Below are 26,210 nucleotides of genomic sequence, written 5' to 3'. Positions count from 1 at the left end.
GTTCGGACAGATCAACGTGCATCGCCGCGCGTCGAGTCGCAGATCATCCAGACCGATCCTGTCGCTCACCTTGCGCAGGGTCAAGTTTTCCGGGGCGGGCCCGGATGGTCCCGGGCCGGGCCCGCCGCGGGGCCGGCGGACGGGCCCTCACGGAGCCGTGCGGTGGCCGTGCGGGCGGCCGGGTCGGGATGGCGTCAATGATGCATCGGGCCGGCGCATCCGCAGCAAACCGTCGTGACCGATGGCCGCCTCCCATCCCCGCCGCGCCCCCGTCCCCCGCCGTCCGAGACCGCGTCCGGGACGCGGCTGATGGGGCCGCGCGTGGACGAGGATCGTGCCGAGGATCGTGACGACTCCCGGGACGCGTCGGTGGGCTGGGCCGAGCGCCGCCGGATCGCCGAGCAGGGCCGGGGCGACCGGGCGTGGTCGCTCTGGGGGCCTTATCTCAGCGAGCGGCAATGGGGGACCGTGCGGGAGGATTACAGCCCCTGCGGCAACGCCTGGGCCGCCCTGACGCACGAGGACGCCCGCTCGCGCGCCTATCGCTGGGGCGAGGACGGGCTGGCGGGGATCTGCGACGAGCGCGGCAGCCTCTGCCTGGCCCTTGCCCTCTGGAACGGGCGCGACCGCATCCTCAAGGAGCGGCTGTTCGGCCTGACCAACCAGGAGGGCAACCACGGCGAGGACGTGAAGGAGGTCTACCACTACCTCGACGCGGTCCCGAGCCACGCCTACCTGAAGATGCTCTACCGCTATCCGCAGGCGGCCTTCCCGTACGAGGACATCGTCGGCGAGAACATGCGGCGCGGGCGGGAGCAGCCCGAATACGAGATCGAGGAGACGGGCCTCTTCGACGGGAACCGGTTCTTCGACGTCACGGTGGAATACGCCAAGGCCGACGCCGACGACATCCACGCGGTGATCACCGCGCTGAACCGGGGGCCCGAGGCCGCCGACCTCCACCTCGTCCCGCAGCTCTGGTTCCGCAACACGTGGTCCTGGCAGGCCGGGCAGGCGCGCCCGCGGATCGCCTGCGCCCCCGACGGGGGCGTGATCTGCACGCATGACCGGCTCGGGCCGTACCGGCTCGCCTTCGACGGGATGCCGGACCTCCTGTTCTGCGAGAACGACACCAACCTGCGGCGGCACGGCGGGCAGCCGGACGCCGCCGGGCCGTTCAAGGACGGGCTCCACGCGGCGATCGTCGGCGGCGATCCCGCTTCGGTGCGCCGGGACACGGGCACCAAGCTCGGCCTCCACTACGCGCTGCGGCTGGCGCCCGGGGAAACCGCCCGGATCCGCCTGCGGCTGTCGGCGGGCACGCGCCCCCGGGTGGTCGACGACGGGTCGCTGGTCCGCCGCCGGGTGGCCGAGGCGGACGCGTTCTACGAGGAATTGCAGGACGGCATCGCGAGCCCGGATTCCCGCGCCATCTTCCGCCAGGCCGCCGCCGGCCTGATCTGGTCGAAGCAGCTCTACAGCTACGACGTGCGGCGCTGGCTGGAGGGCGACCCGCTCCAGCCGCCGCCGCCGCGGGGGCGCGCGGGCGGCCGCAACGGCCAGTGGCGCCACTTCGCGGCGGCCGACGTGCTGTCGATGCCCGACACCTGGGAATATCCCTGGTTCGCCGCCTGGGACCTCGCCTTCCACTGCCTGCCGCTCGCCCTGCTGGACCCGGACTTCGCCAAGAAGCAGCTCCTGCTGCTCACCCGCGAATGGTACATGCACCCGAACGGCCAGCTCCCGGCCTACGAGTGGGAGTTCGGCGACGCCAACCCGCCGGTCCATGCCTGGGCCACCTACCGGGTGTTCGAGATCGACCGGGACCGGCGGGGCGGGCGCGGCGACCTCGCCTTCCTGGAAGGCGTGTTCCACAAGCTCCTGATCAACTTCTCCTGGTGGGTGAACCGCAAGGACGCGCAGGGCCGCAACGTGTTCCAGGGGGGCTTCCTGGGGCTCGACAATGTCGGCGTGTTCGACCGCTCGCGCCCGCCCCCGGGCTTCGGGGTGGTGCACCAGGCCGACGGCACCGCCTGGATGGCGATGTACGCGCTCAACATGATGCGCATCGCCCTGGAGCTTGCCCTCCACAACGACGTCTACGAGAGCACCGCGTCCAAGTTTTTCGAGCACTTCCTGCTCATCGCCGAGGCCATGACCGACATGGGCGGCGAAGGCGGCGGCGACGGCTTCGGCCTGTGGGACGAGGCCGACGAATTCTACTACGACGAGGTCGACATCCCCGGCGGCGGGATGCTGCCGCTGCGGGTCCGCTCCATGGTCGGGCTGGTCCCGCTCTTCGCCGTGGAGGTGATCGAGCCCTCCGTGCTCCACCGGCTGCCGGACTTCGCCCGGCGCCTGAACTGGGTTCTGGAGAACCGGCCCCATCTCGCCCAGCTGGTCTCCCGCTGGACCGAGGGCGGCGTGAAGGACCGCAAGCTGCTGTCGCTGCTGCGCGGGCACCGGATGAAGGCCCTGCTGCGCCGCATGCTCGACGAGGCCGAGTTTCTCTCGCCCTACGGCATACGCTCGCTGTCGAAGGTCCACCGCGACGCGCCCTACGTGCTCAACGAGCTGGGCGCCTCCTTCACGGTCCGGTACGACCCAGCCGATTCCACCTCGAACATGTTCGGCGGCAATTCGAACTGGCGCGGGCCTGTCTGGATGCCGATGAACTTCCTGATCGTCGAGGCGCTACGGCGCTTCCATACCTATTACGGCGACGACTTCCGGGTGGAGTATCCGACGGGCTCGGGCGCGATGCTGACGCTCAGCGCCATCGCGGACGCCCTCGAGGACCGGCTGATCGCCCTGTTCGCCAGGGACGAGACCGGCCGGCGGCCCGCCCTCGGGCCCCGCGAACCGATCGCCCCGGCGCCCGGCGCCGAGGAGCCGCTGCTGTTTCACGAATTCTTCGATGGCGACACCGGCAGGGGGCTCGGCGCCGCGCATCAGACCGGCTGGACGGCGCTGATCATCAACCTGCTGCACGACCGGGCCCGCGCCCGATAGGCGCGCCCGGTCGAGCGGGGTCCGGCGATCCGGTCAGCAGCTCAGACGGCGGCCCTCGCGACGCCCGAACACCCGGTAATGGGCGGCGCCCGATTCCATCTGGCCGTTGGCCACGGCGCGGCGGACATCCGGATTGCAGCGCAGGTATTCCCGCTCGTCGAAGCCGTAATTGGCGCGTCCCCGATAATCGTCCCGATCGCGGTAGCCGCGGTCGCGGTCGCGGTAATCGTAGTCGCCGCGATCACGGTAACCGCGACCGCCGTAATCGTCGTAATCGGGGCGCGGCTGTGCCGAGACCGGGCCGACGACGCCCAAGATTCCGAGGCTCACCGCGGCCGCTGCCAGAAACGCCTTCATTGTACCAATCTCCCTTTCGGTGCCTTGAAACGCACAGCGCCACGGATGGTTCGATCGTCCCGGACGTAGCGGCGCGCACCGCAGAGCTCCGAGGACGGACCGGGACCATGGCCGCTCCGGCACCGGGGAGCCGCTCGCCAGGGCCGCCCGGGGGCCGCGCGTCGGGGCCGCCCGGGGGCCGCGCGTCGGGGCCGGCCCACCGCCGATCCCGGTCACAGGTTGCGCTTCTCCCGATGCGTCATGGGCGCGGTCAGGCCGCGGATGGCGCGGCCGCCCGGAAGTCTCCGGTGCCGCGCCATCTCCGGAATCCTCGGTCGGGGCTCGCTGCGGGCGGGCAGCTCACGGTGACGGGGAACGGGAGCGGACCTCCTGTCGCGGCTTGCCCGCCGCCGCGCACCGCGGCGTGTCGCGATACGGATGGACCCAGCCCTACCGCACCAGCCGCAGGACGATCGCACGCACCTGTGCCCGATCCGCCGGCTGCGGGTCGACCGAGCGGTGGATCGTCAGGCCCTCGATCATCGCGTCGAGGGCCTTGGCGGTCTCCGGTGCGAAGTGGCGCTCCAGGGCGGCGCGGCTCTTGGCCATCCAGTCCTGCATGACCCGGCGCAGCGGCGGGTTCCGGGCCGCGAAGGCGTAGAGTTCATAGCTCAGCAGCATCGTGCGCGGGCTCGCCCAGGCATCGCTCACGATGAGGTCGACCACGGCCTCGCAGGCCTCGTCGAAGGTCGCGGCCGCGGCGAGCCGGTCGGCGAACCGCGCCGAGACCGTGTCGGCGAGCCCGGTGAACGCCTCGGTCAAGAGCGCGTCCAGGCTTTCGAAATGGTAGGTCATGGAGCCGAGCGGGACGTCGGCCGCCGCCGCGACCCGGCGGTGGGTCGTGCCGGCGACGCCGTACTCGGCGACGACGTCGAGGCTCGCCTGGATGATGCGCGCCCGGCGATCCGGGTCGAAACGACGCTGGGCGGCGGGCACGGGAGCCTCCTCGGATCCGGGATCACGGCCGCCGGGCGGTAGCGCACGCGGCCAGGATGTGTACATATGTACGTATCGTTCGGTTGTGAGATGCCGGTGCTGACGTCCTGTGCGGTCTCGCCGTGCGGGAGCGGGCCGAAGAGGCTGGAGGGGAATCCTCGCCATGACGACAGAGACCATGAAGACTCAGAAGCAGAAAATGCTGGCCGGCGAATTGTACTGCGCCGACGACCCGGACCTGGCCGCCGACAACCGGCGCATCTCGGAATGGATGGACCGCTACAACGCCACGCATACGCGGAGCCAGCCCGAGCGGCAGGCGCTCTTGGAAGAGGCGTTCGCCCGCGTCGGCGCGGGCTGCAACATCCGTCCTCCCTTCCAGTGCGACTACGGCTACAACATCAGCCTGGGCCGCGGCGTATTCCTGAATTTTGGATGCTGCATCCTCGACGTGGTATCGGTCACCATCGGCGACATGACCCAGATCGGCACGGCCGTGCAGATCCTGACGGCCGATCATCCCCGCGATCCGGCGCAGCGGCGGCAGATGCTGGAATTCGGCCGCCCGGTGGTGATCGGCGCGAATGTGTGGATCGGCGGCGGCGCCATCATCCTACCCGGGGTGACGGTCGGCGACGACGCGATCATCGGGGCGGGAAGCGTGGTGACGCGCGATGTCCCGCCGGGCGCGACCGTCGTCGGGAATCCCGCTCGGCCACGGCCGTGAGGCGAGGAAGCACGGGGGTGCCGCGGGAGGCTGCGATCCGGCCGCTCGGCGGCCGTGCCGATCGGGATCGTGCCGGACATCGCGTCCAGATCGAGCCGCCAGGGACGCCGAGACCCTGGCGCCGGGCGGGGCGGATGTCGGCATCGGTCCGATCGCCCGGCACGGTCCCGCCCAACGCCTGACGCGGTGCGTGGCCGTGCCGGACGATCGCCGCGTGCGGGATCAGTCCGTGTGGATGAGGGCCGCCGGGGCGACCGTTTCGCCGAAGCCGAAATCGGCCAGCCGGTACGAGACCTGTGCGAAGGCGCCGTAACGCGCGGTCCCGAACTCCATCGGGCTGGGCGGCGGCGACGTCAGCCCGCCGCCGGGTACGCCCCCGGCCCAGGCCTCCCCGGAGGATCGTGATGCCGCACGCGGCCTGAGCGGGTCGGGCGCCGTCACGGGGAAGGAGGACGCGCCATGTCCGGCCGGCTTCCCTGTCCAACGGGCAGGTCTCTTGCCTCCGAAGCAAAGCGTGTCGGACCCTCCGGGCGGCTGGCCGGCGCACGTTCGATTCGGCTGCGAGGAGGAAGAACAGGTCATGGCTCGAGAGGGTATGCTCCGCCGGTCGGTTGCAGTGGCGGCGCTGGCAACGCTGGTTCTGGGCCTTCTGGCACCCGGCCTCGCCCGGGCCGCCGACAAGGAGGTCACCTTCGCCCACCAGGACATGGTGGTGCCGTTCCGGGCGCTGATGGCCTCGGGCGCCCTCGAAAAGGCGACCGGCTACACCGTCCACTGGCGCAAGTTCGGCGGCGGCGGCGACGTGATCCGCGCCATGGCCTCGGGCAGCGTCCAGATCGGCGAGGCGGGATCGAGCCCGATCGCGGCCGCCGCGTCGCAGGGTCTCGATATCCAGCTGTTCTGGATCCTCGACGAGATCGCCGACGCCGAGCAGCTCGTGGCCCGCGCCGGCAGCGGCGTGACGCGCGTGGCCGACCTGCGCGGCAAGACGATCGCCGTGCCGTTCGTGTCGACGGCGCATTACCAGCTGATCGCCGCCCTGGCGGAGGCCGGGCTCGGCCAAGCGGATGTCAGGATCCTCAACATGCGCCCGCCCGAGATCGCCGCCGCCTGGGAGCGGGGCGACATCGACGCGACCTTCATCTGGGATCCGGTGCTCGCCCGGGTGAAGCCATCCGGCACGGTGGTGGTCTCGGCCGGCGACCTCGCCCGCCGGGGCAAGGCGACCTTCGACGGCCTCGTGGTCGACCGCGCCTGGGCGGCCGCGAACCGGGATTTCCTGGTGACGCTCGTCAAGCTGATCGCCGCCCAGGACGCGGCTTATGCCGCCAAGCCCTGGAATGCCGACGCGCCCGAGGTGGCGGCGGTGGCCCGGATCACCGGCTCGGCGCCGGCGCAGGTGCCGGCGAGTCTCGCGGCCTACCGGTTCCCGACCCTGGAGGCGCAGGCCTCCCCGGCCTGGCTCGGCGGTGCCGCCGCCAAGGCCCTGACCGAGACCGCCGCGTTCCTGAAGGCGCAGGGGCGCGTCCAGGCGCTGGCGCCGGATTACGGCCGGTTCGTCACGACGGACGTCGTGGACGCGGCCCGGAAAGAGCCTGTCCCCGGACCGGAGGGACGATGATCGAGATCCGCAACCTGAGCGTCCGCTACGGACAGGGTGCCGGCGCGGTCGCCGCCCTGTCGCGGATCGACCTGACCGTCGGCCCCGGGGAGTTCGTGGTGGCGCTCGGCGCCTCGGGCTGCGGCAAGACCACCCTGCTCTCGGCGATCGCGGGCTTCCTCCCGCCCACCGAGGGTCAGATCCTCCTCGACGGGGCCCCGATCCGGGGCCCGGGGGCCGAGCGGGGCGTGGTGTTCCAGCGCCACGCGCTGATGCCCTGGCTGGACGTGGCCGAGAACGTGGCCTTCGGCCCCAAGATGCGGGGCGTGCCCCGGGCGGAGCGGCGGCGGATCGCCCGCGCGATGCTCGACCTCGTGGGCCTGCCCGACTGCGCCGACCGGAAGGTCTACGAGCTCTCGGGCGGCATGCAGCAGCGGGTCGGCCTCGCCCGGGCGCTGGCCGGAGACCCGCGTGTCCTGCTGATGGACGAGCCGCTGGGCGCGCTGGACGCCCTCACCCGCGAGCAGATCCAGGAGCTGATCCTCCGGATCTGGCACCGGACCGGCAAGATGGCCTTCTTCATCACCCACGACGTCGAGGAGGCGGTGTTCCTCGCGACCCGGCTGGTGATCATGAGCCCGAGGCCCGGCCGCATCGTCGAGACGCTGGACCTGCCCTTCTCCCGGGCGGCGGTCGGCGGCCGCGATACGCGGGCCGTGAAGTCGGATCCCGCCTTCATCGCCGTGCGGGAGCGCGTCCTCGAGCGCATCCGCCACGGTGCCGACGCCCGGCCCGAGGCCATCCGATGAGCGGGCCGCCCCGCACGGCGCGGGACGCGGCCTCGGGCTCCGCGGCGGATCCGCCGGCGCGCCCCGGACCCCGTCGCCGCGGCGGGATCCCGGTGCCGGCGGTCAGCGTCGCAACCGTGCTCGCGGCCCTCGGCCTCTGGGTGGTCGCCACGGGCGCCGGCTGGGTGAAGCCGCTGTTCCTGCCGCCGCCGGAGGCGGTCCTGTCGGCCTTCGGGCAGGCCTGGCGCGGGGCGATCGACGGCGCCCCGCTCGGGATCCACATCCGCGACAGCCTCCTGCGCGTCCTCGGCGCCTTCGGGCTCGCTACCCTGGTCGGGATCCCCGTCGGGCTCGCCATGGGCACGAGCCGGATCGCCCGGGGCATCCTCGACCCGCCGATCGAGTTCTACCGGCCGCTGCCGCCGCTCGCCTACCTGCCGCTGATGATCATCTGGTTCGGGATCGGCGAGCTGTCGAAGGTGCTGCTGATCTTCCTCGCCTGCCTCGCCCCGGTGGCGCTCGCCGCGCGCGCGGGGGTGCGCTCCGCCTCGGTCGACCAGATCAACGCGGCGCGCGCCCTGGGGGCGAGCCCCTGGCAGGTCCTGCGCCACGTGGTCTTCCCGGCAGCCCTGCCGGAGATCCTGATCGGCCTGCGGATCGGCATGGGCGTCGGCTGGACCACCCTGGTGGCCGCCGAGATGGTGGCGGCCCAGGCCGGCCTCGGCCAGCTCGTCCTCAACGCGTCCAACTTCCTGCGCACCGACGTGGTGCTGATGGGCATCCTGGTGATCGGCCTGTTCGCGGGACTGTTCGAGTTCGGGATGCGGTGCCTGGAGCGCGTGCTGGTCCCCTGGAAGGGCAGGGCTTGAGAGGCGACCGACCCGCGCCCACGATCCCGGACGAGACGCCGATGCGGCGGCGGGGAGGGAATGCCGCAGGTCAATATTGCGCCCTCAACATGCGCACTTAATTGTGTCGCTTGCAGATCCCAACGGAATACGGAGTGTGTACGATCGGAGGGGGCGCGCGGCAGCGGCCGTTTTGGCGATGCGCTCGGGGATGCCACGGATGGCCCAAACGGACGAGGATGTGTCCGAGGCGGCTCTGGTCGCGGCTCTCGAAGCCTCGGGCGGCGTCGGCTTCTGGATGTGGGACATTCTCCGGGACGAGGCGCGGGCCGATCCGGTGAGCGCCCTGCTGTTCAACATCAGCCCGGCCCGGTCGCGGGCCGGCGTCAGCCTCGCCGAGCTCCTGGAGGCCGTCCATCCGGACGACCAGCCGCATATCTCGCAGGTCATCCTGGATTGCGTCCGCACGGGCGGCTCCTACACGGCCGAGTACCGCGTCTGCTCCCCGGAAGGCCGGCTGCGGTGGCTGTTCACCCGCGGGCATTTCTACCTCGATCAGGACGGCCGTCCGTCCACCGGCCGGGGGGTGATCGTCGAGATCTCGGACAGCAAGTCCGCCGGCACAGCCTTCGCGAAGCGCGACGGGGCCACGATCGACGACGCCCTCAGCCGGACCGCCGACCTGTGCCTCTCGCTGCACGACACGGTCTCGCAGCTCCGCGACACCGCCCTGGTGGCGCTGACCGAGACGCTGCTGATCGAGATCGGCCGGCGCCTCGCGGACCGCCAGCGCACCGAGCGCGGCGACGCCCTGCATTGATTGGCCCCCCGTTCCCGTCGAGGCGGCGGCCAGGGCGACGACCGTGGCGCCGGAGCCGCGTCTCCCCATCGACGCCGCCGGCCGGTTGACCCGCGCCGTCAGTCCGGGGCGTCGAGGGCGCGCCCGGCCCCGGAGGGGCGCGCCGGAGGCGGTCGATCCGGAACCGCGCCGGTCCGGATCCCAGCACGGCGCAGGACAGGCTCGATCGGCGCCTCCTCCTGCGACCTTCCGACCGGAACTTGGCCGCGCGGCGCCTGTGTTTGCTGGTTGAACGAGCCATCAGGCTCGCAACTGCTACGAGGTAAACGCCATGACCATGGACGTCCGCGAGATCTACGTCACGGCCCTGAAGAATACCCATGCGGTTGAGATGCAGGCGCTGCAGATCATGGAGCGGCAGGTCGAGCGTCTGGAGCGCTACCCCGAGATGGAACAGGCCCTGCGCCGCCACATCGAGGAGACGCACGGGCAGCGACAGCGCCTGGAGGAGGCGCTCCAGAGCCTGGGCGACAGCCCCTCGGCCCTCAAGGAGGGCTTCCTGGGCTTCGTCGGGAACATGATGGCGCTCGGTCACACCCCGGCCCAGGACGAGATCCTGAAGAACACCTACGCCAACCACGCCTTCGAGAATTTCGAGATCGCCGCCTACGAGTCGCTGCTCACGATCAGCGACGCCGCGGGACAGCAGGGCCACCGGAGCGCCTTCGAGCAGTCGCTCAAGGAGGAGCAGGCCATGGCGGATGCGGTGCGCAAGCTGATCCGTCCGATCACGGAGCGCTACCTCTCCCTGACGGTGTCCGGCGCCAAGGCCGATCGCTGACGTCGCGCCGTCCCCGCCCGAAGCGGGGCGGGGACGGCCGCGTCCGACGACCCTCACACCAACGCCGACCCGGCCTGATTGCGCGCACATGGACACTGGAAGCGGACGATCGACGAATGCTCCCCGGCCGGAGGGGAAAGCCTCCGAAGGGGCCCTGGGGACGGGTTGCGTCCATCTCTGCATCGACATGCAGCGCATGTTCGCCGAGCCCACCGACTGGCAGACCCCGTGGATGAACCGCGTCCTGCCGCAGGTGTGCCGCCTCGCGGCGGCGCATCCGGAGCGGACCATCTTCACCCGCTTCATCCCGGCCGCCCGGCCGGGCGAGGGCCGCGGCACCTGGGCGACCTACTCGCAGCGCTGGGCCGCCATGACCCGGGAGCGCCTCGACGCCGGCATGATCGACCTCGTCCCGGACCTCGCCCGGCTGGTCCCGCCCGCGGAGGTCGTCGACAAGACCGTCTATTCGCCCTGGCTCGAGACCGGCCTCGACGCGCGCCTGCGGGCGCGCGCTGTCGATACGCTGATCGTCACCGGCGCCGAGACGGATGTCTGCGTGCTGGCCGCCGTGCTCGGCGGCGTCGATCTCGGCTACCGGATCGTGCTGGCCACCGACGCCCTGTGCAGCTCCTGCGACGCGGCGCACGACGCCCTCCTGCTGATGTACCGGATGCGTTACGGCCACCAGGTCGAGACCATGACGACCGCCGAGATCCTCGATCTCTGGCACTGACCCGGCCCGCCGCCCTCCGGACAGGGCCGAACATTCGCACCGTAATAGCCAAGCTCAGGCGAGATCTGCGCGAGCCGTCCGCGACCATCCCGGCTCTCGAACACTCGATCCGTGCGCCGCCGCACGCGAAAAACAGTCGCGCCGCGCGAACCAGCGGCCTGCGCGACCGTTATGATCCTGAACACGGTCCCGGAGGAAAGGTTATGGCCAAGCACGAGATCCTCGGCTACTTCGAGCACCGCCGCGACGGGGCCTGGGTCTGCGTCCGTCCCTTCACCCTGACCACCCGGGATGCCAGCGTCGACATCCGCCAGGGGATGCGCTTCGACTACGGCAAGCGTGTCGGGGGCGTCGACCTGGCCGAGTACCTCGAGCGGCTGGGCTCGCAATTCGGGTCCTGAGGGCCTGCCCGAGGGCTTGGTGGCATCACCGGCAGCCCCGGCGCCGGTCGAAGACTATCTCGAAGTGCGGCGCCGGACCTTGAGCCCGGCGCCGCGCTTCGTTGTTCAGGCGCCACCCCACTGCATCGTCAAGCCGCCATCGACCACCAGAGTGTGGCCGGTGACGTAGGCCGCGGCATCCGAGGCCAGATACAGGATCGCCTGAGCGATCTCCTCCGGCTGGCCGGCCCGATGCCACGGGATCCGCTCCAGGGACTGGTCCAGAACCTCCGACCGCTCGAACCGGTCCGCGGTCATCGGCGTCTCGATCAGGCCCGGGGCGACATTGTTGACGTTGATCCGGTCCTCGGCGAGTTCCCGCGACAGGGAGCGGCAGAGGGAGCCGAGCCCCGCCTTCGACATCCCGTAGGGCGCGCTCTCAGGGGTGGGCAGGTGCTGGGCCACGGAGGAGACGAACACGATCTTGCCGTTCCCGCCCTGCGCCCGGCGCATCTTGATGAAGGGGCGGGCACAGAAGAGCGGTCCCATGAGGTTCACCCGCAGGATCCGCTCCAGGACCGCGTCGTCCATCTCGGCGACCGGTATCCCGCTCATGGCCTGTCCGGCATTGGCCACGAGGATGTCGAGGGTGCCGAGCTCGCTGCCGATACGGTCGAAGGCCGCCGTGACGGCCGCCGGATCGCCGACATCGAGCTGGAGCACCAGGGCCCGGCGGCCCGCGGCCTCGACCCGCGCGGCGGTCTCGCGGATGCCGTCCGCGTCGCTGTGATAGGTGATCGCGACGTCGGCGCCTGCCCGGGCGAGCAGTTCCGCCGTCGCCTGCCCGATGCCGGAATCGGCCCCGGTGACCAGGGCACGGGTGTCGGTGAAGCTCATCGGGACTCTCTCGCTGGCACCGCCATGGCGGCCGGATGCGGGGGCAATGGGTGTCGCCGGGGCGGGTTCCGGGCGCGCGCACCGGCCGCAGGGGAACCCGATCCGGGTTCGCGTCTTTGACGCCCCACGGCCGCATGGCCTAGTGAGGACGCATGTCCCTGGACGAAACGCCCCACGCGATCGCAGAGGAGTGCGCGCCCGACACGCGGAGCCGCATCCTGGCGACGGCGGGCACGTATTTCCGCGAGATCGGCTATCAGAAGACGACCGTGGCCGACATCGCCCGGACGCTCAAGATGAGTCCGGCCAACGTCTACCGGTTCTTCGAGTCGAAGAAGGCGATCAACGAGGCGGTGCTGGAGCGGCTGATCGGCGAGAGCGAGGCGGTGATCTCGGAGATCGCCGACCGGCCGGGCCTCGACGCCACCGCGCGCCTCGTGGCGGCGATCGAGACCCTGCATCGCGACTGCACCCGCCGCTGCGAGACGTTTCCCCGCCTGCACGAGATGATCGAGGCGGCGATGGTGGAGAGCTGGGACGTCTGCCGTCATCACGTGGCCCGGATCACCGCCGGGTTCGAGCGGATCATCCGCGAGGGGGTGGCCCGGGGCGAATTCGAGGCCGCCGATCCCGTCGAGGCGGCCGCCTGCATCCACGCCGCCATCGCCCGCTACACCCATCCGCTGCTGGTGGGCAGCTCCAGTCTTCAGCCGGTGCCGCCCGTGGCCGCGATGACGGCCTTCCTGCTGCGGAGCCTCGCGCCGCGGAGGCCGCTGTCGTAGCGCGACCGGACGAGATCCGGGATCGTCGCCGGCGGCATCGCGGCCGCCCCGGAGGACCCGCCTCCATGGTCCCGCTCTGACGGTCGGTCCAACGTCGGCATTCCGCCCCCCGCCCCACAGGGGCGAAGCGGCGCGCCGGGACAGTGGCGATCGCCAGCGCGGACACCGCGCCGCCGGATGCGATGGCGGCCGGGGACGACACCTCCGTCATTCCCCGACTGCGCGCAGGCCCCGAAATCCAGAGCCCCGTCCGGTGCCCGGCTCGGCCGCGCGAGACGCCGCGTGGCCCCTTCGCTGCGATCTACTCGGAAGCCGGACCGGCCTCCGGCGCCGGCTCGGAGGCGCTCGGCTGTGGGCCGTCATAGCCCTCGATCACCAGGATCTCGGCCTCGACGCCGCCGCGCTGTTTGGCCTTGGCCGCCTGGTAGAGGTCGGAGTTCCAGCAGGCGAGGGCATCGGCATAGCTCGGGAACTCGATCACCACGTTGCGGGATCGGGCCGGCCCCATCACCGCCTCGTGGGCGCCGCCGCGCACGAGGAAGCGACCGCCGAACTTGGCGAAGGCGGCACCGTTGGCCGCTACGTACGCCTTGTAGGCCTCCGCGTCGCGGACATCGACCCGCGCGATCCAGTAGCCCTTCGTCATGCTGCGTCTCCTGCCTTGCGGAGCGAAGTGGATCCGATCGGCGCGAAGGCAATCCCGGTCCGGTTCAGGCGAGTTCCGCCACGATCGCCTGCGCCTCCGCGCGGGGGTCGGCGGCGCCGGTGATCGGGCGCCCGACCACCACATGGTCGATCCCGACCTTTCGGGCATCGCCGGGGGTCATCACCCGCTTCTGGTCGCCGGCCTCGGTGCCCGCAGGGCGGATGCCCGGAGTGACGATCAGCCGGTCCGGGCCGACGATGCGCCGGACCGAGCCCGCCTCGGCAGCCGAGCAGACGAGGCCGTCGATGCCGATCTCGGCGGCCTGGGCGGCGCGCTTGGCGACGAGCTCCGCCACCGGCAGGCCGTAGCCGGCCTCCGCGGCGTCGGCATCGTCGTAGGAGGTGAGCACCGTCACGGCGAGGATCTTGAGCCCCGCGCCCCGGCCGCGGACCGCCGCCCGCATGGTCTGCGGGTAGGCGTGGACGGTGAGGAAGGTGGCGCCGGAGCCCGAGGCCGAGCGCACGCCCTCCTCGACGGTGTTGCCGATGTCGTGGAGCTTCAGGTCGAGGAAGACCTTGAGGCCGCGGGCCGCCAGCCGCTCGGCCAGGGCGAGGCCGCCCGCGTAACCCAGCTGGTAGCCGATCTTGTAGAAGGTCGCGGCGTCGCCGATCCGGTCGATCAGCCCCTCGGCCGCCTGCACGCTCGGCAGGTCGAGGGCCACGATCAGGCGGTCGCGGGGATCGGCAATCTCGGTCATCGGGGCGTCCTTCGGGGTCGTGGCAGCGATTCCGCGGAACGCCCGCGAGGTCAATGCCGGCATCGCCGCCTCACTCCGCCAACACCCGCGCCACCTCGGCGCGCAGCACCGGCAGCAATTCCGCCTCGAACCAGGGCTCGCGCTTCAGCCAGCCGTTGTTGCGCCAGGACGGGTGGGGCAGGGGGAGCACCCGGGGGCGCCGGGGCTCGGCGAGGATCTCCCGCCAGCGGCGCACTGTCCCGGTGAGCCCGCCCTCCATCCGTCCGAGATGCCAGCCTTGCGCGTACTGGCCGATCACCAGGATCAGTTCGAGGTCGGGCAGGCCGGAGAACAGCTCCGCCCGCCAGCGCTCGGCGCATTCCCGGCGCGGCGGCCGGTCGCCGCCCTTGGCGTCGAGGCCGGGGAAGCACGATCCCATCGGCACGATGGCGACCCGGGCCGCGTCGTAGAACTGCGCTTCGTCGAGGCCGAGCCAGGACCGCAGCCGCACGCCCGACGGGTCGGTGAACGGCTGGCCCGTGCGGTGGGCGCGCGTGCCGGGCGCCTGGCTGGCGATGCACAGGCGGGCCGTGGCCGAGCCCTGCACGATCGGCCGGGGCTCCTGGGGCAGGGGCGGACCGTAGAGCGGGCTGTCCCGGCAGAGGCGGCAGGCGCGCAGGCGCGCGGCGGTGTCGTCGAAGGCGGGCATGCCCCGGAGATGGCGCATCGGCGCAGAAAAAAGAAACGGCGCGGTGTCGCGCCGCGCCGTCTTCAGTCGGGTCTCTTGCCTTGGGGGGAAGGCCTCTCCTCCCTACGCCGAACCGGGCCGGTGGAACGTGCGATTCCTCACGCGCCCTTCACGCCCGAGAGGTCGAGAGGCAGGGAGCGCAGGCGCCGGCCGGTGGCGGCGAAGACCGCGTTGGCGATCGACGGCCCGAGCACAGGCACGCCCGGCTCGCCGACCCCGGTGGGCGCCACCTGGCTCGGCACGATGTGAACCTCGACCGTCGGCATCTCGCTCATCCGGGTCGGCGCGTAGGCGTCGAAATTGTGCTCCTGCACCTGCCCGTCCTTGAGGGTGATGCGGTTGCGCAGCACCGACGACAGGGCGAAGCCCACCGCACCCTCGACCTGCGCGCGGATCACGTCCGGGTTGACCGGAACGCCGACATCCACCGCCGCCACGATCCGGTTCACCCGGACCGCGTTCTCCTGAGCGGTGACGTCGGCGACCATGGCGACGTACGAGCCGAAGGATTCGTGGACCGCGACCCCGAGGCCGCGGCCCGGATCCTGCGGCCTGGCGCTCCAGCCGGCCTTCTCGGCGGCGAGCTTCAGCACGCCGGAGAGCCGCGGCGCCTGGGCGAGGAGCGACAGCCGGTAGGCCACCGGATCGACGTTGGCGGCATGGGCCAGCTCGTCGATCATCACCTCCATCACGTGGGCGGTGTGGGTGTGGCCGACCGAGCGCCACCACAGGACCGGCACGCCCTCGCGGCCGTTATGGACGCCGAACCGGTAGGCCGGCAGCGCGTAGGGCGTGTCGGAGGCGCCCTCCACGGTGGTGGAATCGATCCCGTTCTTGACGATCATCGCCTCGAAGGGCGAGCCGATCATGATCGACTTGCCGACCATCACGTGGTCCCAGCCGACCACCGCGCCCTTGGCGTCGATGCCGGCGCGGACCTTGTGCAGCACGGTCGGGCGGTAATAGCCGCCGGCCATGTCGTCCTCGCGGGTCCAGACGAGGTGCACGGGGGCCTTCTCGCCCGACGCCTTCAGAACCGTCGCGGCTTCGGCGAGGTAGTCGGCGGTGGGGGTCGCCCGGCGGCCGAAGGAGCCGCCGGCCCAGTTGCTGTGGAGGCGCACCCGGTCGGGCGTCACCCCGAGGATCGCCGCCATCGTCGCCTGCTCGACGGTCTGGAACTGGAAGCCCGCGTAGACGTCGTAGCCGCCGTCGGCCGCCCGCTCGATCGTGGCGTTCAAGGGCTCCATCGCCGCATGGGCGAGGTAGGGGAAGGTGAACTCGGCCTCGACGACCTTGGCGGCCCCTCTCAGCGCCGCCTGCGGGTCGCCGCGCTCGGAGGCCGTGAGGCCGGGGCCCTTGGCCCGCTCACGGTACTCCGCGAGGATCGCGTCGGACGAGCGGGTCTCGGCGGTACTGTCGTCCCAGGCGACGGTAAGCGCCTCGCGGCCCTTCATGGCCGACCACGTGTCGCGGGCGATCACCGCCACGCCGGTGGGCACCTGCACCACGTCGAGGACGCCGGCGACCTTGCGGGCGGCGGCGGCATCGAAGCTCTTCACGGTGGCGCCGAAACGCGGTGCCCGGGCCACGACCGCGGTGACTTGGTTGGGGCGGCGGATGTCGAGGGAGTAGATCGCCGTGCCGTTGGTCTTGGCCACGGAATCGAGGCGCGGGATCGTCTGGCCGATCAGCCGCCACTCGCTCGGATCCTTGAGCCGCGGCTCGGAGGGGACCGGCAGGGAGGCGGCCGAGGCGGCGAGTTCCCCGAACCGGGCCTGCCGGCCGGAGGGCGCGTGGCGCACGATGTTGTCGGCGACCGTGATCTCCGAAACCGGCACCTTCCAGCGGAAGGCGGCTTCGGCCATCAGCATCTCGCGGGCGGCCGCGCCCGCCTTGCGCAGCTGGAACCAGGAATTGGCCACCGCGGTGGAGCCGCCGGTGCCCTGGATCGGGCCCATCAGGCTGTTGTTGTAGAGCGTCGCATCCGCGGGGGCGAATTCGGTACGGACCTTGGACCAGTCGGCGCCGAGCTCGTCGGCCAGGATGGTGGCGAGGCCGGTCGTGTTCCCCTGGCCCATGTCGAGGTGCTTGATCACCACCGTGACGGTGTCGTCGGCGCCGATCCGCACGAAGGCGTTGGGCTGCGCCTTGACGTCGGCGAGGTTCGGGCCGGATGCCGCGCGGGCGGATTTCGGGTCGAGCCGGAACGCGACCACGAGGGCGCCGGCGCCGGCGAGCAGGCCGCGGCGGCTGGGACGGGCGGGCAGGGGATTCGGTCGACGGGCGTTCAGCATGGCGGCGAGGCTCCGGTCGGGACCGCGGGGAAGGTGAGGCGTCAGGCCGATCAGGCGAGGCTGCGCGCGGCTTCGTGAATCGCCGCGCGGATGCGCTGGTAGGTGCCGCAGCGGCAGATGTTGCCGTCCATGGCGCCGTCGATGTCGGCGTCGCTGGGCTTGGCGTTGCCCGAGAGCAGGCCGATCGCCGACATGATCTGGCCGGACTGGCAGTAGCCGCACTGGACCACGTCGAGCTTGCGCCACGCCGCCTGGACGGCCTCGGCCACGCGGCCCGACACGCCCTCGATGGTCGTCACCTGCGCGGTGCCGACATCGCCAAGCCGCGTCTGGCAGGACCGGACCGGCTGCCCGTCGAGATGGACCGTGCAGGCGCCGCACTGCGCGATGCCGCAGCCATACTTGGTGCCGGTGGCGTCGAGCCGGTCGCGCAGCACCCAGAGCAGGGGCATGTCGGGGTCGGCGTCGACCGCGTGCGTGACACCGTTGACGGTGAGATTCGGCATGGTCGGCGACCCTTTCTCGACGCGGGCATCCGGGCAGCCCGGATCACGGCGTGCGGCCTCGCACGGGTAAGCGGTCACGCACCTTTAAATAGCGAGCCCATGCCCGGACACGATGTGCGGCACCGCACTTCAATCCGGCGGCGGCACAGCCTCGATACAGCCCCCGATGCTTAAAATTGAAGGGATGCCGGCAGCCGCTTCTTAACACATCCGCCTCATCTTTACGGCGTGCTTCCCAGCCACCGCCGCCCGTCCGCGGAATCGAGCCGAGTTTCAAGACGCGCATGCCCGATCTCACCGTCGAGATGGTCCAGCGCGGTCGCGGCCCCTCGACGGAGGAGGCGGCGCGCCGCCTCGGGGTCGCCCGGGAAATCCGCTCGGCTCGCGAGAAGCTGACCTCGCAGACCGGCCTGGAGCGGGCCTTCGACTACGAGCTGCTGCGCCACTACGCCCAGTACCGGGCCGGCGCGGGCATCCCGCTGGTGGGATTCGCGGCGGCGCTCGCCACGGCGGCGACCTTCTGGATCGCGCCGCCGGTGGCGGCGGCCTGGGCGCTCGGCGTGTTCCTGATGATCACGCTCAACACCACCTTGAGCCGGCGCTTCCTCCGCGCCGACCCGGCGACGATCCCGCTCGCCCGCTGGCGCCGGCGCTTCCTGATCGGCGAGGTGCTGCAGAGCCTGTCGTGGTCCGCGATGATCGGGCTCGGCACCACCGGCGGCTGGACCTTCGCGCTGTTCGGCCTCGTCATCGCCTCCGCCGTCACCACCATGCTGGCCGCGACGGTGCCGCTGGCCGCCATCGCCGCCCTCGTGCCGCTGGCGCTCGCCACCGTGTCCCTCGCCGCCTTCTCCCGCGGGATGGACCTGCTGATGCTGGTGGTGATGGCCGGTGGCGCGCAAGTCTTCTTCCTCGGCCTCTCCCGCCGCCTCTACACCTCGACGGTGGGCGCCCTGCGCTCCCGGGCCGAGAAGGACGCGGTGTTCGGCGAGCTGGAACAGGCCAAGGCCAATTCCGACGAGGCCCGCCGCCGGGCCGAAGAGGCCAACCTCGCCAAGTCGCGCTTCCTCGCCACCATGAGCCACGAGCTACGGACGCCGCTCAACGCCATCCTGGGCTTCTCGGAGGTGATGAAGAACGAAGTGTTCGGCACCCACACGGCGCCGTCCTATCGGGAATACTCGCACGACATCCACGACAGCGGGATGCATCTCCTGAACCTGATCAACGAGATCCTCGACCTGTCGCGGATCGAGGCGGGGCGCTACGAACTCAACGAGGAGCCGGTGCAGCTCGCCCACGTGGTGGAGGAGTGCCGCCACATGATGGGCCTGCGGGCCAAGGCCAAGAACCAGACGTTCCACGATCTCGTGGACGGCTCGCTGCCGCGGCTCTGGGCGGACGAGCGGGCACTCCGCCAGATCGTGCTGAACCTCCTGTCGAACGCCGTGAAGTTCACGCCGCCGGGCGGCGAGATCTGGCTGAAGGTCGGCTGGACCGCGTCGGGCGGCCAATACGTCTCGGTGAAGGACAGCGGCCCGGGCATCCCGGAAGACGAACTCGGCACGGTCCTGTCCTCGTTCGGGCGCGGCTCCCTGGCGATCAAGACCGCCGAGCAGGGCTCCGGGCTGGGCCTGCCGATCGTGAAGGGCCTGGTGGAGCTGCATGGCGGGCAGTTCCAGCTGTCGTCCAAGCCGCGCGAGGGCACCGAGGTGGTGGTGACGCTGCCGGCCTCCCGGGTCATGGACACGCTGCCGGCCGTCGAGGTCGAGCCGGAGGTGGTGGCCCCCGCGCGCAGTCCCCTCAACCGCGCGGCGTGACCCGCGCCGGTCGGGCCGCCCCGCTCAGTCGAGGCCGCCGAGCGCACGGATCCGGGCCCATTCGGCTTCGGTCACGGGCTGCACCGACAGGCGGGAATTGTTGACCAGCACCATGTCGGCCAGGGCCGGATCGGCCTTGATCGCCTCGAGCGTCACAGGGCGGGGCATCGCCCGCACGGCCTTGACGTCGACCATGCCGAAGCGGCCGGTCTCGTCCGTGTGATCGGGATAGTAGGGGCGGATCACCGCCACGATGCCGACCACCGCCTTGCCCTCGTTCGAGTGGTAGAAGAAGCCCTGCTCGCCGACCTGCATGGCCATCAGCTGCTTCTTGGCGAGGTGGTTGCGCACGCCGTTCCAGTACGTGCCGGCCTCACCGGCCGCGACCTGCTGGTCCCACGACCAGGTCGCGGGCTCGGATTTGAACAGCCAGTACGCCATCGCTGAAGGTCCCGCGGACCGCCCGGCCGGGCGGCATGCCCCGCCATAGCCCAGCTTCGGCCTCCGGGAACAGGCCAGCGCCGCGTCCGGAGCGCTCGGCGCGCTCGGCGCGCTCGGCGCACCGAGGGCCGGCGCATGAGACGTCGTTAAAGACCAGTAAAATCTCGCTTATCGAGGGATGCCGTTGGCTGAATATTAAATTCTGGATGCCAAACGTGGCATAAGAGCATCTCTTAATAATCTCCGGTTGCATACATGCTGTCACTGGTCGGCTGCTTCGCCGGAGAGCACAACTTCTGGCTGGTGGTCCTGGCGGCACTTGTCTGCACGCTGGCGAGTGCGACGGCGCTGGAACTGCTCATCCATGCCGGCCGGGCCGGAGGCCGCAACCGCTACATCTGGCTCACCGTGGCCGCCGCCGCCGGCGGGTCGGGGATCTGGGCGACGCATTTCCTGGCGATGCTCGCCTTCGAGCCCGGGCTGCCGTCGGGGTACGGCGTCGGGCTGACCCTCCTCTCCTACGTCGATGCCGTGGCGATCACCGGGCTCGGCTTCGCCCTGGCCACGACCGGCCGGAGGATCCAGGCGGCGCTCGGCGGCGCCGTGGTGGGGTGCGGCATCGCGGTGATGCACTATACCGGCATGGCCGCCTTTCAGGTGCCAGGACACCTTGTGTGGAATCCCGTCCCGGTCGTGATCTCGGTCGGGCTCGCAGCGGCGTTCGGCGCCGCCGCCCTGGTGGTCGGGCTGTCGGCCACCACGGTCCGGGGCCGGTTCGGCGGCGGCGCGCTGCTGATCCTGGCGATCTGCGGCCATCATTTCACCGGCATGGCCGCCGTGACCATCCTGCCGGACCCCACCGTGGAGATCCACGCGAGCGCCATCCGCACCGCCTGGCTCGCCGCCGCGGTGGCGGCGGCGAGCTTCCTGATCCTGCTGCTCGCCGGGGCTGCCCTGGTGCTCGACCTGCGGGACCGCAAGCGGGCCGAGTTCGAGCGCGAGCGGCTGCGCAGCCTCGCCAACGCGGCGGTGGAGGGTCTCGTCGTCTGCCGCGGCGGCGAGATCGTCAGCGCCAACGAGGCCTTCGCCCGGCTCGCCGGCACCGGGGCCTCCAACCTCGTGGGCACGAACCTGGCCCTGTACCTGCCGGGCGTCGCCACCGGGGCCGGAACGGTCGACCAGCCCCTCGAGGCCGACCTCGTCCCGGCGAGTGGCGGCACGATCCCCGTGGAGGTGATCATGCGTCCCGTCGCCGAGTACGGGCGCCTGCCGCACCACGCCGTGGCGGTGCGCGACCTGCGCGCCCGGCGCCGGGCCGAGAGCGAGATCCATTACCTCGCCCACCACGACGCGCTCACGGGGCTGGCCAACCGCACGAGCTTCCACGCGCGGCTGGAGCGGGAGATCCGCGCCGCGGACGCCCAGGGCGGCCGCCTCGCCGTGTTGTGCCTGGACCTCGACCGCTTCAAGGAGGTCAACGACCTGTTCGGACACGCAGCCGGCGACGCGATGCTGCGCGATCTCGCCCTCCGGGCCGGCGGCCTCCTCGACGCGAAACAGCTGATGGCCCGGCTGGGCGGCGACGAGTTCGCCATCCTGACGCCGCAGGCGGAGGGGTCCGCCGAGCGGCTGGCCGAGCGGATCCTGTCCACCCTGGCCGCGGTGCCGGCCGCCTCCGGCCCGGTGATCGCCACCAGCATCGGCATCGCGGTCTATCCCGACGACGCCGCGGACCAGCGTGCGCTCCTGAGCCACGCCGACGCCGCCCTGTACCGGGCCAAGAACGAGGGGCGCGGCACCTTTCGGCGCTACGACGCCAGCATGGGTGCGCAGATCCGCGACCGGCGGCAGCTGGAGCACGACCTGCGCCACGCGGTGACCCGGGGGGAGCTGGAGCTCGTCTATCAGCCGCAGAGCGAGATCGGCACCGGCGTGGTGACGGGCTTCGAGGCGCTGCTGCGCTGGCGCCACCCCACCCGGGGCAGCATCCCCCCGGCCGTGTTCGTGCCGATCGCCGAGGAGACCGGGGCGATCCTGGAGATCGGGGCCTGGGTGCTGCGGGAGGCCTGCCGGGCGGCGGCCAGCTGGCCGAACCCTCTGGCGATCGCCGTCAACGTCTCGGCGGTGCAGCTCCACAACCCGCACTTCGTCCAGTTCGTCCACGGGACCCTGTTCGAAGCTAGCCTGAAGGCGGAGCGCCTCGAGATCGAGATCACCGAGACCGCGCTGATCCGGGATCCGGCCCGGGCGCTCCTCACCCTGCGCCAGCTCAAGGCGCTCGGCGTGCAGATCGCCATGGACGATTTCGGCACCGGCTATTCCTCGCTGTCGAACCTGCGCGCCTTCCCGTTCGACCGGATCAAGATCGACGGCTCGTTCATCAAGGCGGTCCACAGCAACCCGCAGGGGGCCGCGATCGTGCGCTCCGTGCTGGGGCTGGGTCGGGGTCTGGGGCTCGCCGTGGTGGCGGAGGGCGTGGAGACCGCCGAGGAGCTGTCCTTCCTGGCGCAGGAGAACTGCACCCTCGCCCAGGGTTATCTGCTGGGCCGACCCGAGCCGATCGCGCGCTTTTCCACCCACACCCACGGCGCGGCGCCGGACCGGGCGGCCGCCGTGGCCTGAGGCGCATCGGGCCGGTCGCCTCACCTCGAAGAGGGGCGGCCCCGGCGCCGGCTCATCCCGGCGGAGGTGGTCGATGGCGGCCCCGCGGTCGGGCTGCCGACGCTGTCGCGGGTCCGATCCGCGATCCGGGGAGGCGCTCCGCGCAGCGCCCCCGGCCCCGTCGTCGACAGCCACGCGCCCAGAGGGCCGAGCCCCTGGGCGGCGGATCGGGGCGGAGCCGTGACGGATCACGCAGGGCCTGCCCCCAGCGCCCGCCAGAAACCCGGATGCGCGGTCCCGGGTCCGGGCACCGGGTGCGTCGGCGGCCTGCACCTCGGAGAGGACGCCCCGGGGAGGGCGCCCTCAGTCGGTCTCCCCGCGCAGCGGCCGGGCCAGCAGGCCGGCGATCACGTCGTCGACGCTGGCCGAGCCGGCCACGATGGCGGCGACGGCTTCCGCCACCGGCATCTCGAGACCCTTCGCGGCGGCGAGGCCCGCGAGGGCCGCGGCGGTGAACGCCCCCTCGGCGAGCTTGCCGCCCGCGGCCTCGGCCGGGCTGGCGCCGGCGCCGAGCCGCTGGCCGAAGGCGAAGTTGCGCGATTGCGGCGAGGAGGCGGTGAGCACGAGGTCACCGAGCCCCGAGAGCCCCATCAGCGTCTCGGGCCGCCCGCCGAAGGCGCGGGCGAAGCGCATCAGTTCGGCGAAGGCCCGGGCGATCAGCGCCGCCCGGGCGCTCTCCCCGAGGCCGCGCCCCACCACGATCCCGCAGGCGATGGCCAGCACGTTCTTGCCGGCGCCGCCGATCTCGACGCCCCGCACGTCGTCGGTGTGGTAGAGGCGGAAGCTCGGCCCGGACAGCAGGGCGCTCAAGCCGGCGGCGAGGCCGGCATCGGCCGCCGCCAGGGTCACGGCGGTGGGCAGGCCGCGGGCGACGTCGGCTGCGAAGCTCGGGCCGGACAGGACCGCCACGGGCACGCCGGGGGGCAGGACCTGCTCGGCCACCGCGCTCATGAAACTGTCGCTGCCGCGCTCGATTCCCTTGGCGCAGAGGATCACCGGCCCGGCGCTGGCCAGGGGACCGCGCAGAGTTTCCAGCACGCCGCGCATGGTCTGGGCGGGCACGACCACGAGCGTCGCCCGGGCGCCCGCGAGGGCGTCGGCATCGGCCGTCGCGCGGATCGCGGGATGCAGCGGCACGCCCGGCAGGTAGCGCGGATTCTCCCGCTGGGCCTGGAGGGCGGCCGCGGCCTGCGCATCGCGCAGCCAGAGGGTGACGGGATGGCCGGCCCCGGCGGCGGCGTTGGCCAGCGCCGTGCCCCAGGCCCCGCCGCCGACGACGTTGATCGGGGTCTCCGCGCTCATGCCGCTTCCTCCCTGTCCGCGCAGTCCAGCCGGTAGAGCACGTGCACGCGCAGCGGCCCCTCCGGCACCGCCGGATGCGGGAATGTCCCGGCCGGCCTCAGGCCGAGGCGCTCCATCACGGCCCGGGAGCGGTCGTTGCCGACCGCCGTGAAGGCCACGACGCTCCGGATCCTGCAGCGCCCGGCGAGATCGGCGAGGGCGAGCCGCGCAGCCCGGGTGGCGAAGCCGTGGCCCCAGGCCTCGCGTGCGAGGCGCCAGGCCAGTTCGACCGTCGTTCCGGGCCGGTCGCCCCCCGGGAAGGGCAGGGGTCGCAGGATCCGCATCGGGCCGGCGAAGCCGATGAACCGGCCCGCATGCTCCAGGGCCCAGGGGCCGAACCCGTCCGCCACGAAGCGGCGGTCGCAGAGGCCGGCCTCGGCGGCGCTCTCCGCCTCGGTCCGGGGCCGCGGGAAATGAGCCATCACCGCCGGATCGGCGTTGAGCGCCGCGAAGGGCGCCGTATCCTCCGGCCGCCAGCGGCGGAGGGTCAGGTCGCCGTCCCGGAGGGCCTCCGGCACCGGGGCGGCGGCGATCTTGCCGCGCCAGGCCAGGGAGCGGCGGTTCAGGAGCGCGAGGTCCGCACGGCCGGCGAGCACCGCCTCGCCCAGCGCGATCGCGATCTCAAGCTGACCGAGCGGCATGGTGGCGTGGGCGGGCGGGCGGGTATGGTCGCGCCAGGGGCCGCCGCAGGCATTGTCCAGGAGGATACGGGCGAAGCAATGGTCGAGCCGCACCGGCCAGTCCGGACGGACGGCTTCGGGCAGGCGGCGCTCCACCAGATCCCGCCAATGCGTGCGCCGGTCCGCCGGGTTCATCCGGCCGGCACCGCCGCCCGGGCCGCCAGCGGCCAGCGGGGCCGCGCCGGGGCCGTGAGGTCGTCCACCAGCCCGAGGCGCAGGCGCTCCAGCCCGGCCCAGGCGATCATCGCGCCGTTGTCGCCGCAGAGCGGCAGGGGCGGCGCCACGAAGCTCAGGCCCGCCTCGCCGGCCAGGGCGGCCAGCGCCCGCCGGATGGCACCGTTGGCCGCCACGCCCCCCGCCGCCACCAGGGCGGTGGGCCGTCCGGCCACGTCCGAGAAGGCGCGCAGGGCGACCCGGGCGCGGTCCACCACCACGTCGACCACGGCGGCCTGGAAGCTCGCGCAGAGATCGGCGACGTCGCGCTCGGCCAGCGGGGCGATCCGCTCGGCCTCGATCCGCACGGCGGTCTTGAGGCCCGAGAGGGAGAAGTCGGCCTCGCGGCGGCCGAGCATCGGCCGGGGCAGGGCGAAGCGCTCGGGATCGCCGGCCTCGGCCATGCGCTCGACCGCGGGACCACCGGGATAGCCGAGGCCGAGGAGCTTGGCGACCTTGTCGAAAGCCTCGCCGATGGCGTCGTCGACGGTCGAGCCGAGCCGCACGTAGTCGCCGACGCCGCGCACGGCGACGAGCTGGGTGTGGCCGCCCGAGACCAGGAGCAGCAGGTACGGGAAGGCGACGCCGTCGGTGAGCCGCGCCGTGAGCGCGTGGGCTTCCAGATGGTTGACGGCGAGCAGGGGCTTGCGGGTCACGAGCGCCAGGGTCTTGGCGGTGACGAGGCCGACCAGCACGCCGCCGATCAGCCCGGGGCCGGCGGCCACCGCGATGCCGTCGAGGTCCCGGAAGCCGGTCCCGGCCCGGTCGAGGGCACGGGCGATCAGCCGGTCGAGCACCTCCACGTGGGCGCGGGCGGCGATCTCCGGCACGACGCCGCCATAGGCCGCGTGCTCGGCGATCTGGCTCAGTACCTCGTTGGCGCGGATCTGGCCGACACCATCCTCGTCGACCGACACCACGGCGGCGGCGGTCTCATCGCAGGTGGTCTCGATGCCGAGCACGGTCTTCTGCACGGGTTGAACTCCTCCGATCCGGACCGCATCCTATCCGCCGGCGGTCACGGCGCGAAAGCGGAGCATGGTCTCAGCCGTCCGTCCCATCCGCGTCCTGCGGTGCCGGAGCGCAGCGCAGGCCTCGGGATGAGGGGACGGCGCGAGGACGCCCTCAGTCGACGGCGACCATGACGTCGGAAGCCTTGATCACCGCGTAGGCGGGACCGCCGGCGACGAGCTTGAGGGATTCGACAGCCTCGTTGGTGATCGAAGCGGTGACCACTTGGCCGGGGCTGATCTCGATCTTCACGTGGGAGGTGGTCGCCCCCTTGTCCACGGAGAGGACCGTGCCCTTGAGAACGTTGCGCGCGCTGATCTTCATGGTCTGCTGCCTCGCTCCATAAGCCGCACCGGAACAGGTCGCGTCGGGCG

Annotated in this window: 25 protein-coding genes; 12 read left to right on the top strand and 13 right to left on the bottom strand. The window is 72.1% G+C overall.

Annotation, left to right across the window (positions count from 1 at the left end; translation table 11 throughout):
• Positions 1-309 precede the first annotated feature (309 nt).
• The gene (locus tag MCBMB27_RS06575) at positions 310-3,012 is read left to right on the top strand and encodes an MGH1-like glycoside hydrolase domain-containing protein (RefSeq protein ID WP_236952924.1); all 2,703 of its coding nucleotides are present in this window, start codon (positions 310-312) and stop codon (positions 3,010-3,012) included.
• Positions 3,013-3,045: 33 nt separating this feature from the next.
• Here the strand turns inward: MCBMB27_RS06575 and MCBMB27_RS06570 are convergent, their stop codons facing one another.
• Positions 3,046-3,369 (bottom strand): hypothetical protein, encoded by a 324-nt coding sequence (locus MCBMB27_RS06570; protein WP_043356119.1) that lies wholly within the window; start codon positions 3,367-3,369, stop codon positions 3,046-3,048.
• Between the two features lie 429 nt (positions 3,370-3,798).
• Positions 3,799-4,344 carry a TetR/AcrR family transcriptional regulator gene (locus MCBMB27_RS06565; RefSeq protein ID WP_043379780.1) on the bottom strand — a complete coding sequence of 182 codons (546 nt, stop codon included), beginning with the start codon at positions 4,342-4,344 and terminating at the stop codon, positions 3,799-3,801.
• A gap of 163 nt (positions 4,345-4,507) precedes the next feature.
• Here MCBMB27_RS06565 and MCBMB27_RS06560 point away from each other — a divergent pair, with 163 nt between their 5' ends.
• The 8 genes from MCBMB27_RS06560 to MCBMB27_RS06520 all read left to right on the top strand — a co-directional run bounded on the left by MCBMB27_RS06560 (position 4,508) and on the right by MCBMB27_RS06520 (position 11,081).
• Positions 4,508-5,071, top strand: a complete 564-nt coding sequence (locus tag MCBMB27_RS06560; RefSeq protein ID WP_075380103.1) for a sugar O-acetyltransferase — start codon at positions 4,508-4,510, stop codon at positions 5,069-5,071.
• A gap of 580 nt (positions 5,072-5,651) precedes the next feature.
• The gene (gene tauA, locus MCBMB27_RS06550; RefSeq protein ID WP_075380101.1) at positions 5,652-6,692 is read left to right on the top strand and encodes a taurine ABC transporter substrate-binding protein; all 1,041 of its coding nucleotides are present in this window, start codon (positions 5,652-5,654) and stop codon (positions 6,690-6,692) included.
• A complete protein-coding gene (locus tag MCBMB27_RS06545) occupies positions 6,689-7,480 on the top strand; it encodes a taurine ABC transporter ATP-binding protein (RefSeq protein WP_075380100.1) in 792 nt (263 codons plus the stop codon). The genes tauA and MCBMB27_RS06545 overlap by 4 nt, the downstream gene beginning before the upstream one ends.
• Positions 7,477-8,328, top strand: coding sequence for an ABC transporter permease subunit (locus tag MCBMB27_RS06540; RefSeq protein WP_075380099.1), 852 nt, complete (start codon positions 7,477-7,479; stop codon positions 8,326-8,328). Before MCBMB27_RS06545 ends, MCBMB27_RS06540 begins: the two co-directional genes overlap by 4 nt.
• A 199-nt stretch (positions 8,329-8,527) precedes the next feature.
• Positions 8,528-9,127 (top strand): PAS domain-containing protein, encoded by a 600-nt coding sequence (locus tag MCBMB27_RS06535; protein ID WP_043379521.1) that lies wholly within the window; start codon positions 8,528-8,530, stop codon positions 9,125-9,127.
• A gap of 310 nt (positions 9,128-9,437) precedes the next feature.
• On the top strand, positions 9,438-9,947 hold the full coding sequence (locus MCBMB27_RS06530) for a ferritin-like domain-containing protein (protein WP_043756927.1): 510 nt from the start codon (positions 9,438-9,440) through the stop codon (positions 9,945-9,947).
• A 187-nt stretch (positions 9,948-10,134) separates the two neighbouring features.
• Positions 10,135-10,680 carry a cysteine hydrolase family protein gene (locus tag MCBMB27_RS06525; protein WP_043756924.1) on the top strand — a complete coding sequence of 182 codons (546 nt, stop codon included), beginning with the start codon at positions 10,135-10,137 and terminating at the stop codon, positions 10,678-10,680.
• 203 nt (positions 10,681-10,883) lie between these two features.
• On the top strand, positions 10,884-11,081 hold the full coding sequence (locus MCBMB27_RS06520) for a hypothetical protein (RefSeq protein WP_012318739.1): 198 nt from the start codon (positions 10,884-10,886) through the stop codon (positions 11,079-11,081).
• A gap of 105 nt (positions 11,082-11,186) precedes the next feature.
• On the opposite strand, the gene MCBMB27_RS06515 is transcribed toward MCBMB27_RS06520, so the two are convergent.
• Positions 11,187-11,957 carry an SDR family NAD(P)-dependent oxidoreductase gene (locus MCBMB27_RS06515; protein WP_043756918.1) on the bottom strand — a complete coding sequence of 257 codons (771 nt, stop codon included), beginning with the start codon at positions 11,955-11,957 and terminating at the stop codon, positions 11,187-11,189.
• A gap of 152 nt (positions 11,958-12,109) precedes the next feature.
• Between MCBMB27_RS06515 and MCBMB27_RS06510 the strand changes: the two genes are divergently transcribed.
• Complete coding sequence (locus MCBMB27_RS06510; protein ID WP_043379529.1) at positions 12,110-12,739, top strand: TetR/AcrR family transcriptional regulator; 630 nt, start codon at positions 12,110-12,112, stop codon at positions 12,737-12,739.
• Between the two features lie 301 nt (positions 12,740-13,040).
• Here MCBMB27_RS06510 and MCBMB27_RS06505 read toward each other — a convergent pair whose 3' ends face one another.
• The 5 genes from MCBMB27_RS06505 to MCBMB27_RS06485 all read right to left on the bottom strand — a co-directional run bounded on the left by MCBMB27_RS06505 (position 13,041) and on the right by MCBMB27_RS06485 (position 17,669).
• The gene (locus MCBMB27_RS06505; protein WP_043346068.1) at positions 13,041-13,385 is read right to left on the bottom strand and encodes a DUF1330 domain-containing protein; all 345 of its coding nucleotides are present in this window, start codon (positions 13,383-13,385) and stop codon (positions 13,041-13,043) included.
• 64 nt (positions 13,386-13,449) lie between these two features.
• Positions 13,450-14,142, bottom strand: coding sequence for an orotidine-5'-phosphate decarboxylase (gene pyrF / locus MCBMB27_RS06500; RefSeq protein ID WP_075381889.1), 693 nt, complete (start codon positions 14,140-14,142; stop codon positions 13,450-13,452).
• Between the two features lie 70 nt (positions 14,143-14,212).
• On the bottom strand, positions 14,213-14,830 hold the full coding sequence (locus tag MCBMB27_RS06495; protein ID WP_075381888.1) for a uracil-DNA glycosylase family protein: 618 nt from the start codon (positions 14,828-14,830) through the stop codon (positions 14,213-14,215).
• 137 nt (positions 14,831-14,967) lie between these two features.
• Positions 14,968-17,163 (bottom strand): xanthine dehydrogenase family protein molybdopterin-binding subunit, encoded by a 2,196-nt coding sequence (locus MCBMB27_RS06490; protein WP_075380097.1) that lies wholly within the window; start codon positions 17,161-17,163, stop codon positions 14,968-14,970.
• Between the two features lie 50 nt (positions 17,164-17,213).
• Positions 17,214-17,669, bottom strand: a complete 456-nt coding sequence (locus MCBMB27_RS06485; RefSeq protein WP_043346072.1) for a (2Fe-2S)-binding protein — start codon at positions 17,667-17,669, stop codon at positions 17,214-17,216.
• A 284-nt stretch (positions 17,670-17,953) separates the two neighbouring features.
• Here MCBMB27_RS06485 and MCBMB27_RS06480 point away from each other — a divergent pair, with 284 nt between their 5' ends.
• Positions 17,954-19,489 (top strand): sensor histidine kinase, encoded by a 1,536-nt coding sequence (locus tag MCBMB27_RS06480; RefSeq protein ID WP_043346075.1) that lies wholly within the window; start codon positions 17,954-17,956, stop codon positions 19,487-19,489.
• Positions 19,490-19,513: 24 nt separating this feature from the next.
• Here MCBMB27_RS06480 and MCBMB27_RS06475 read toward each other — a convergent pair whose 3' ends face one another.
• The gene (locus MCBMB27_RS06475; protein ID WP_075380096.1) at positions 19,514-19,930 is read right to left on the bottom strand and encodes an EVE domain-containing protein; all 417 of its coding nucleotides are present in this window, start codon (positions 19,928-19,930) and stop codon (positions 19,514-19,516) included.
• A 255-nt stretch (positions 19,931-20,185) separates the two neighbouring features.
• On the opposite strand from MCBMB27_RS06475, the gene MCBMB27_RS06470 reads away from it, so the two are divergent.
• Positions 20,186-22,552 carry a bifunctional diguanylate cyclase/phosphodiesterase gene (locus MCBMB27_RS06470; RefSeq protein ID WP_043756910.1) on the top strand — a complete coding sequence of 789 codons (2,367 nt, stop codon included), beginning with the start codon at positions 20,186-20,188 and terminating at the stop codon, positions 22,550-22,552.
• Between the two features lie 342 nt (positions 22,553-22,894).
• Here MCBMB27_RS06470 and MCBMB27_RS06465 read toward each other — a convergent pair whose 3' ends face one another.
• The 4 genes from MCBMB27_RS06465 to MCBMB27_RS06450 form a co-directional block, all read right to left on the bottom strand.
• Positions 22,895-23,893, bottom strand: coding sequence for an NAD(P)H-dependent glycerol-3-phosphate dehydrogenase (locus MCBMB27_RS06465; RefSeq protein WP_043350600.1), 999 nt, complete (start codon positions 23,891-23,893; stop codon positions 22,895-22,897).
• Positions 23,890-24,747: a GNAT family N-acetyltransferase gene (locus tag MCBMB27_RS06460; RefSeq protein WP_043379537.1), complete on the bottom strand. Its 858-nt coding sequence runs from the start codon at positions 24,745-24,747 to the stop codon at positions 23,890-23,892. Before MCBMB27_RS06460 ends, MCBMB27_RS06465 begins: the two co-directional genes overlap by 4 nt.
• Entirely contained in the window at positions 24,744-25,799 is a 1,056-nt protein-coding gene (tsaD, locus tag MCBMB27_RS06455) for a tRNA (adenosine(37)-N6)-threonylcarbamoyltransferase complex transferase subunit TsaD (protein WP_043350596.1), read from the bottom strand. Before tsaD ends, MCBMB27_RS06460 begins: the two co-directional genes overlap by 4 nt.
• Positions 25,800-25,950: 151 nt before the next feature.
• Entirely contained in the window at positions 25,951-26,160 is a 210-nt protein-coding gene (locus MCBMB27_RS06450) for a TOBE domain-containing protein (RefSeq protein WP_043350594.1), read from the bottom strand.
• Positions 26,161-26,210 lie beyond the last annotated feature (50 nt).

It is taken from the genome of Methylobacterium phyllosphaerae (assembly GCF_001936175.1).
Classification (GTDB): Bacteria; Pseudomonadota; Alphaproteobacteria; order Rhizobiales; family Beijerinckiaceae; genus Methylobacterium; species Methylobacterium fujisawaense.
Note: the sequence above shows the minus strand (reverse complement) of the source record. Positions and strands in the feature narration are given on the sequence as shown.

Coding starts and splice junctions, on each gene's coding strand:
- MCBMB27_RS06575 (WP_236952924.1), top strand. CDS start 310: ATGGGGCCGCGCGTGGACGAGGATCGTGCCGAGGATCGTGACGACTCC.
- MCBMB27_RS06570 (WP_043356119.1), bottom strand. CDS start 3,369: ATGAAGGCGTTTCTGGCAGCGGCCGCGGTGAGCCTCGGAATCTTGGGC.
- MCBMB27_RS06560 (WP_075380103.1), top strand. CDS start 4,508: ATGACGACAGAGACCATGAAGACTCAGAAGCAGAAAATGCTGGCCGGC.
- tauA (WP_075380101.1), top strand. CDS start 5,652: ATGGCTCGAGAGGGTATGCTCCGCCGGTCGGTTGCAGTGGCGGCGCTG.
- MCBMB27_RS06545 (WP_075380100.1), top strand. CDS start 6,689: ATGATCGAGATCCGCAACCTGAGCGTCCGCTACGGACAGGGTGCCGGC.
- MCBMB27_RS06540 (WP_075380099.1), top strand. CDS start 7,477: ATGAGCGGGCCGCCCCGCACGGCGCGGGACGCGGCCTCGGGCTCCGCG.
- MCBMB27_RS06535 (WP_043379521.1), top strand. CDS start 8,528: ATGGCCCAAACGGACGAGGATGTGTCCGAGGCGGCTCTGGTCGCGGCT.
- MCBMB27_RS06530 (WP_043756927.1), top strand. CDS start 9,438: ATGACCATGGACGTCCGCGAGATCTACGTCACGGCCCTGAAGAATACC.
- MCBMB27_RS06525 (WP_043756924.1), top strand. CDS start 10,135: ATGCAGCGCATGTTCGCCGAGCCCACCGACTGGCAGACCCCGTGGATG.
- MCBMB27_RS06520 (WP_012318739.1), top strand. CDS start 10,884: ATGGCCAAGCACGAGATCCTCGGCTACTTCGAGCACCGCCGCGACGGG.
- MCBMB27_RS06515 (WP_043756918.1), bottom strand. CDS start 11,957: ATGAGCTTCACCGACACCCGTGCCCTGGTCACCGGGGCCGATTCCGGC.
- MCBMB27_RS06510 (WP_043379529.1), top strand. CDS start 12,110: ATGTCCCTGGACGAAACGCCCCACGCGATCGCAGAGGAGTGCGCGCCC.
- MCBMB27_RS06505 (WP_043346068.1), bottom strand. CDS start 13,385: ATGACGAAGGGCTACTGGATCGCGCGGGTCGATGTCCGCGACGCGGAG.
- pyrF (WP_075381889.1), bottom strand. CDS start 14,142: ATGACCGAGATTGCCGATCCCCGCGACCGCCTGATCGTGGCCCTCGAC.
- MCBMB27_RS06495 (WP_075381888.1), bottom strand. CDS start 14,830: ATGCCCGCCTTCGACGACACCGCCGCGCGCCTGCGCGCCTGCCGCCTC.
- MCBMB27_RS06490 (WP_075380097.1), bottom strand. CDS start 17,163: ATGCTGAACGCCCGTCGACCGAATCCCCTGCCCGCCCGTCCCAGCCGC.
- MCBMB27_RS06485 (WP_043346072.1), bottom strand. CDS start 17,669: ATGCCGAATCTCACCGTCAACGGTGTCACGCACGCGGTCGACGCCGAC.
- MCBMB27_RS06480 (WP_043346075.1), top strand. CDS start 17,954: ATGCCCGATCTCACCGTCGAGATGGTCCAGCGCGGTCGCGGCCCCTCG.
- MCBMB27_RS06475 (WP_075380096.1), bottom strand. CDS start 19,930: ATGGCGTACTGGCTGTTCAAATCCGAGCCCGCGACCTGGTCGTGGGAC.
- MCBMB27_RS06470 (WP_043756910.1), top strand. CDS start 20,186: ATGCTGTCACTGGTCGGCTGCTTCGCCGGAGAGCACAACTTCTGGCTG.
- MCBMB27_RS06465 (WP_043350600.1), bottom strand. CDS start 23,893: ATGAGCGCGGAGACCCCGATCAACGTCGTCGGCGGCGGGGCCTGGGGC.
- MCBMB27_RS06460 (WP_043379537.1), bottom strand. CDS start 24,747: ATGAACCCGGCGGACCGGCGCACGCATTGGCGGGATCTGGTGGAGCGC.
- MCBMB27_RS06450 (WP_043350594.1), bottom strand. CDS start 26,160: ATGAAGATCAGCGCGCGCAACGTTCTCAAGGGCACGGTCCTCTCCGTG.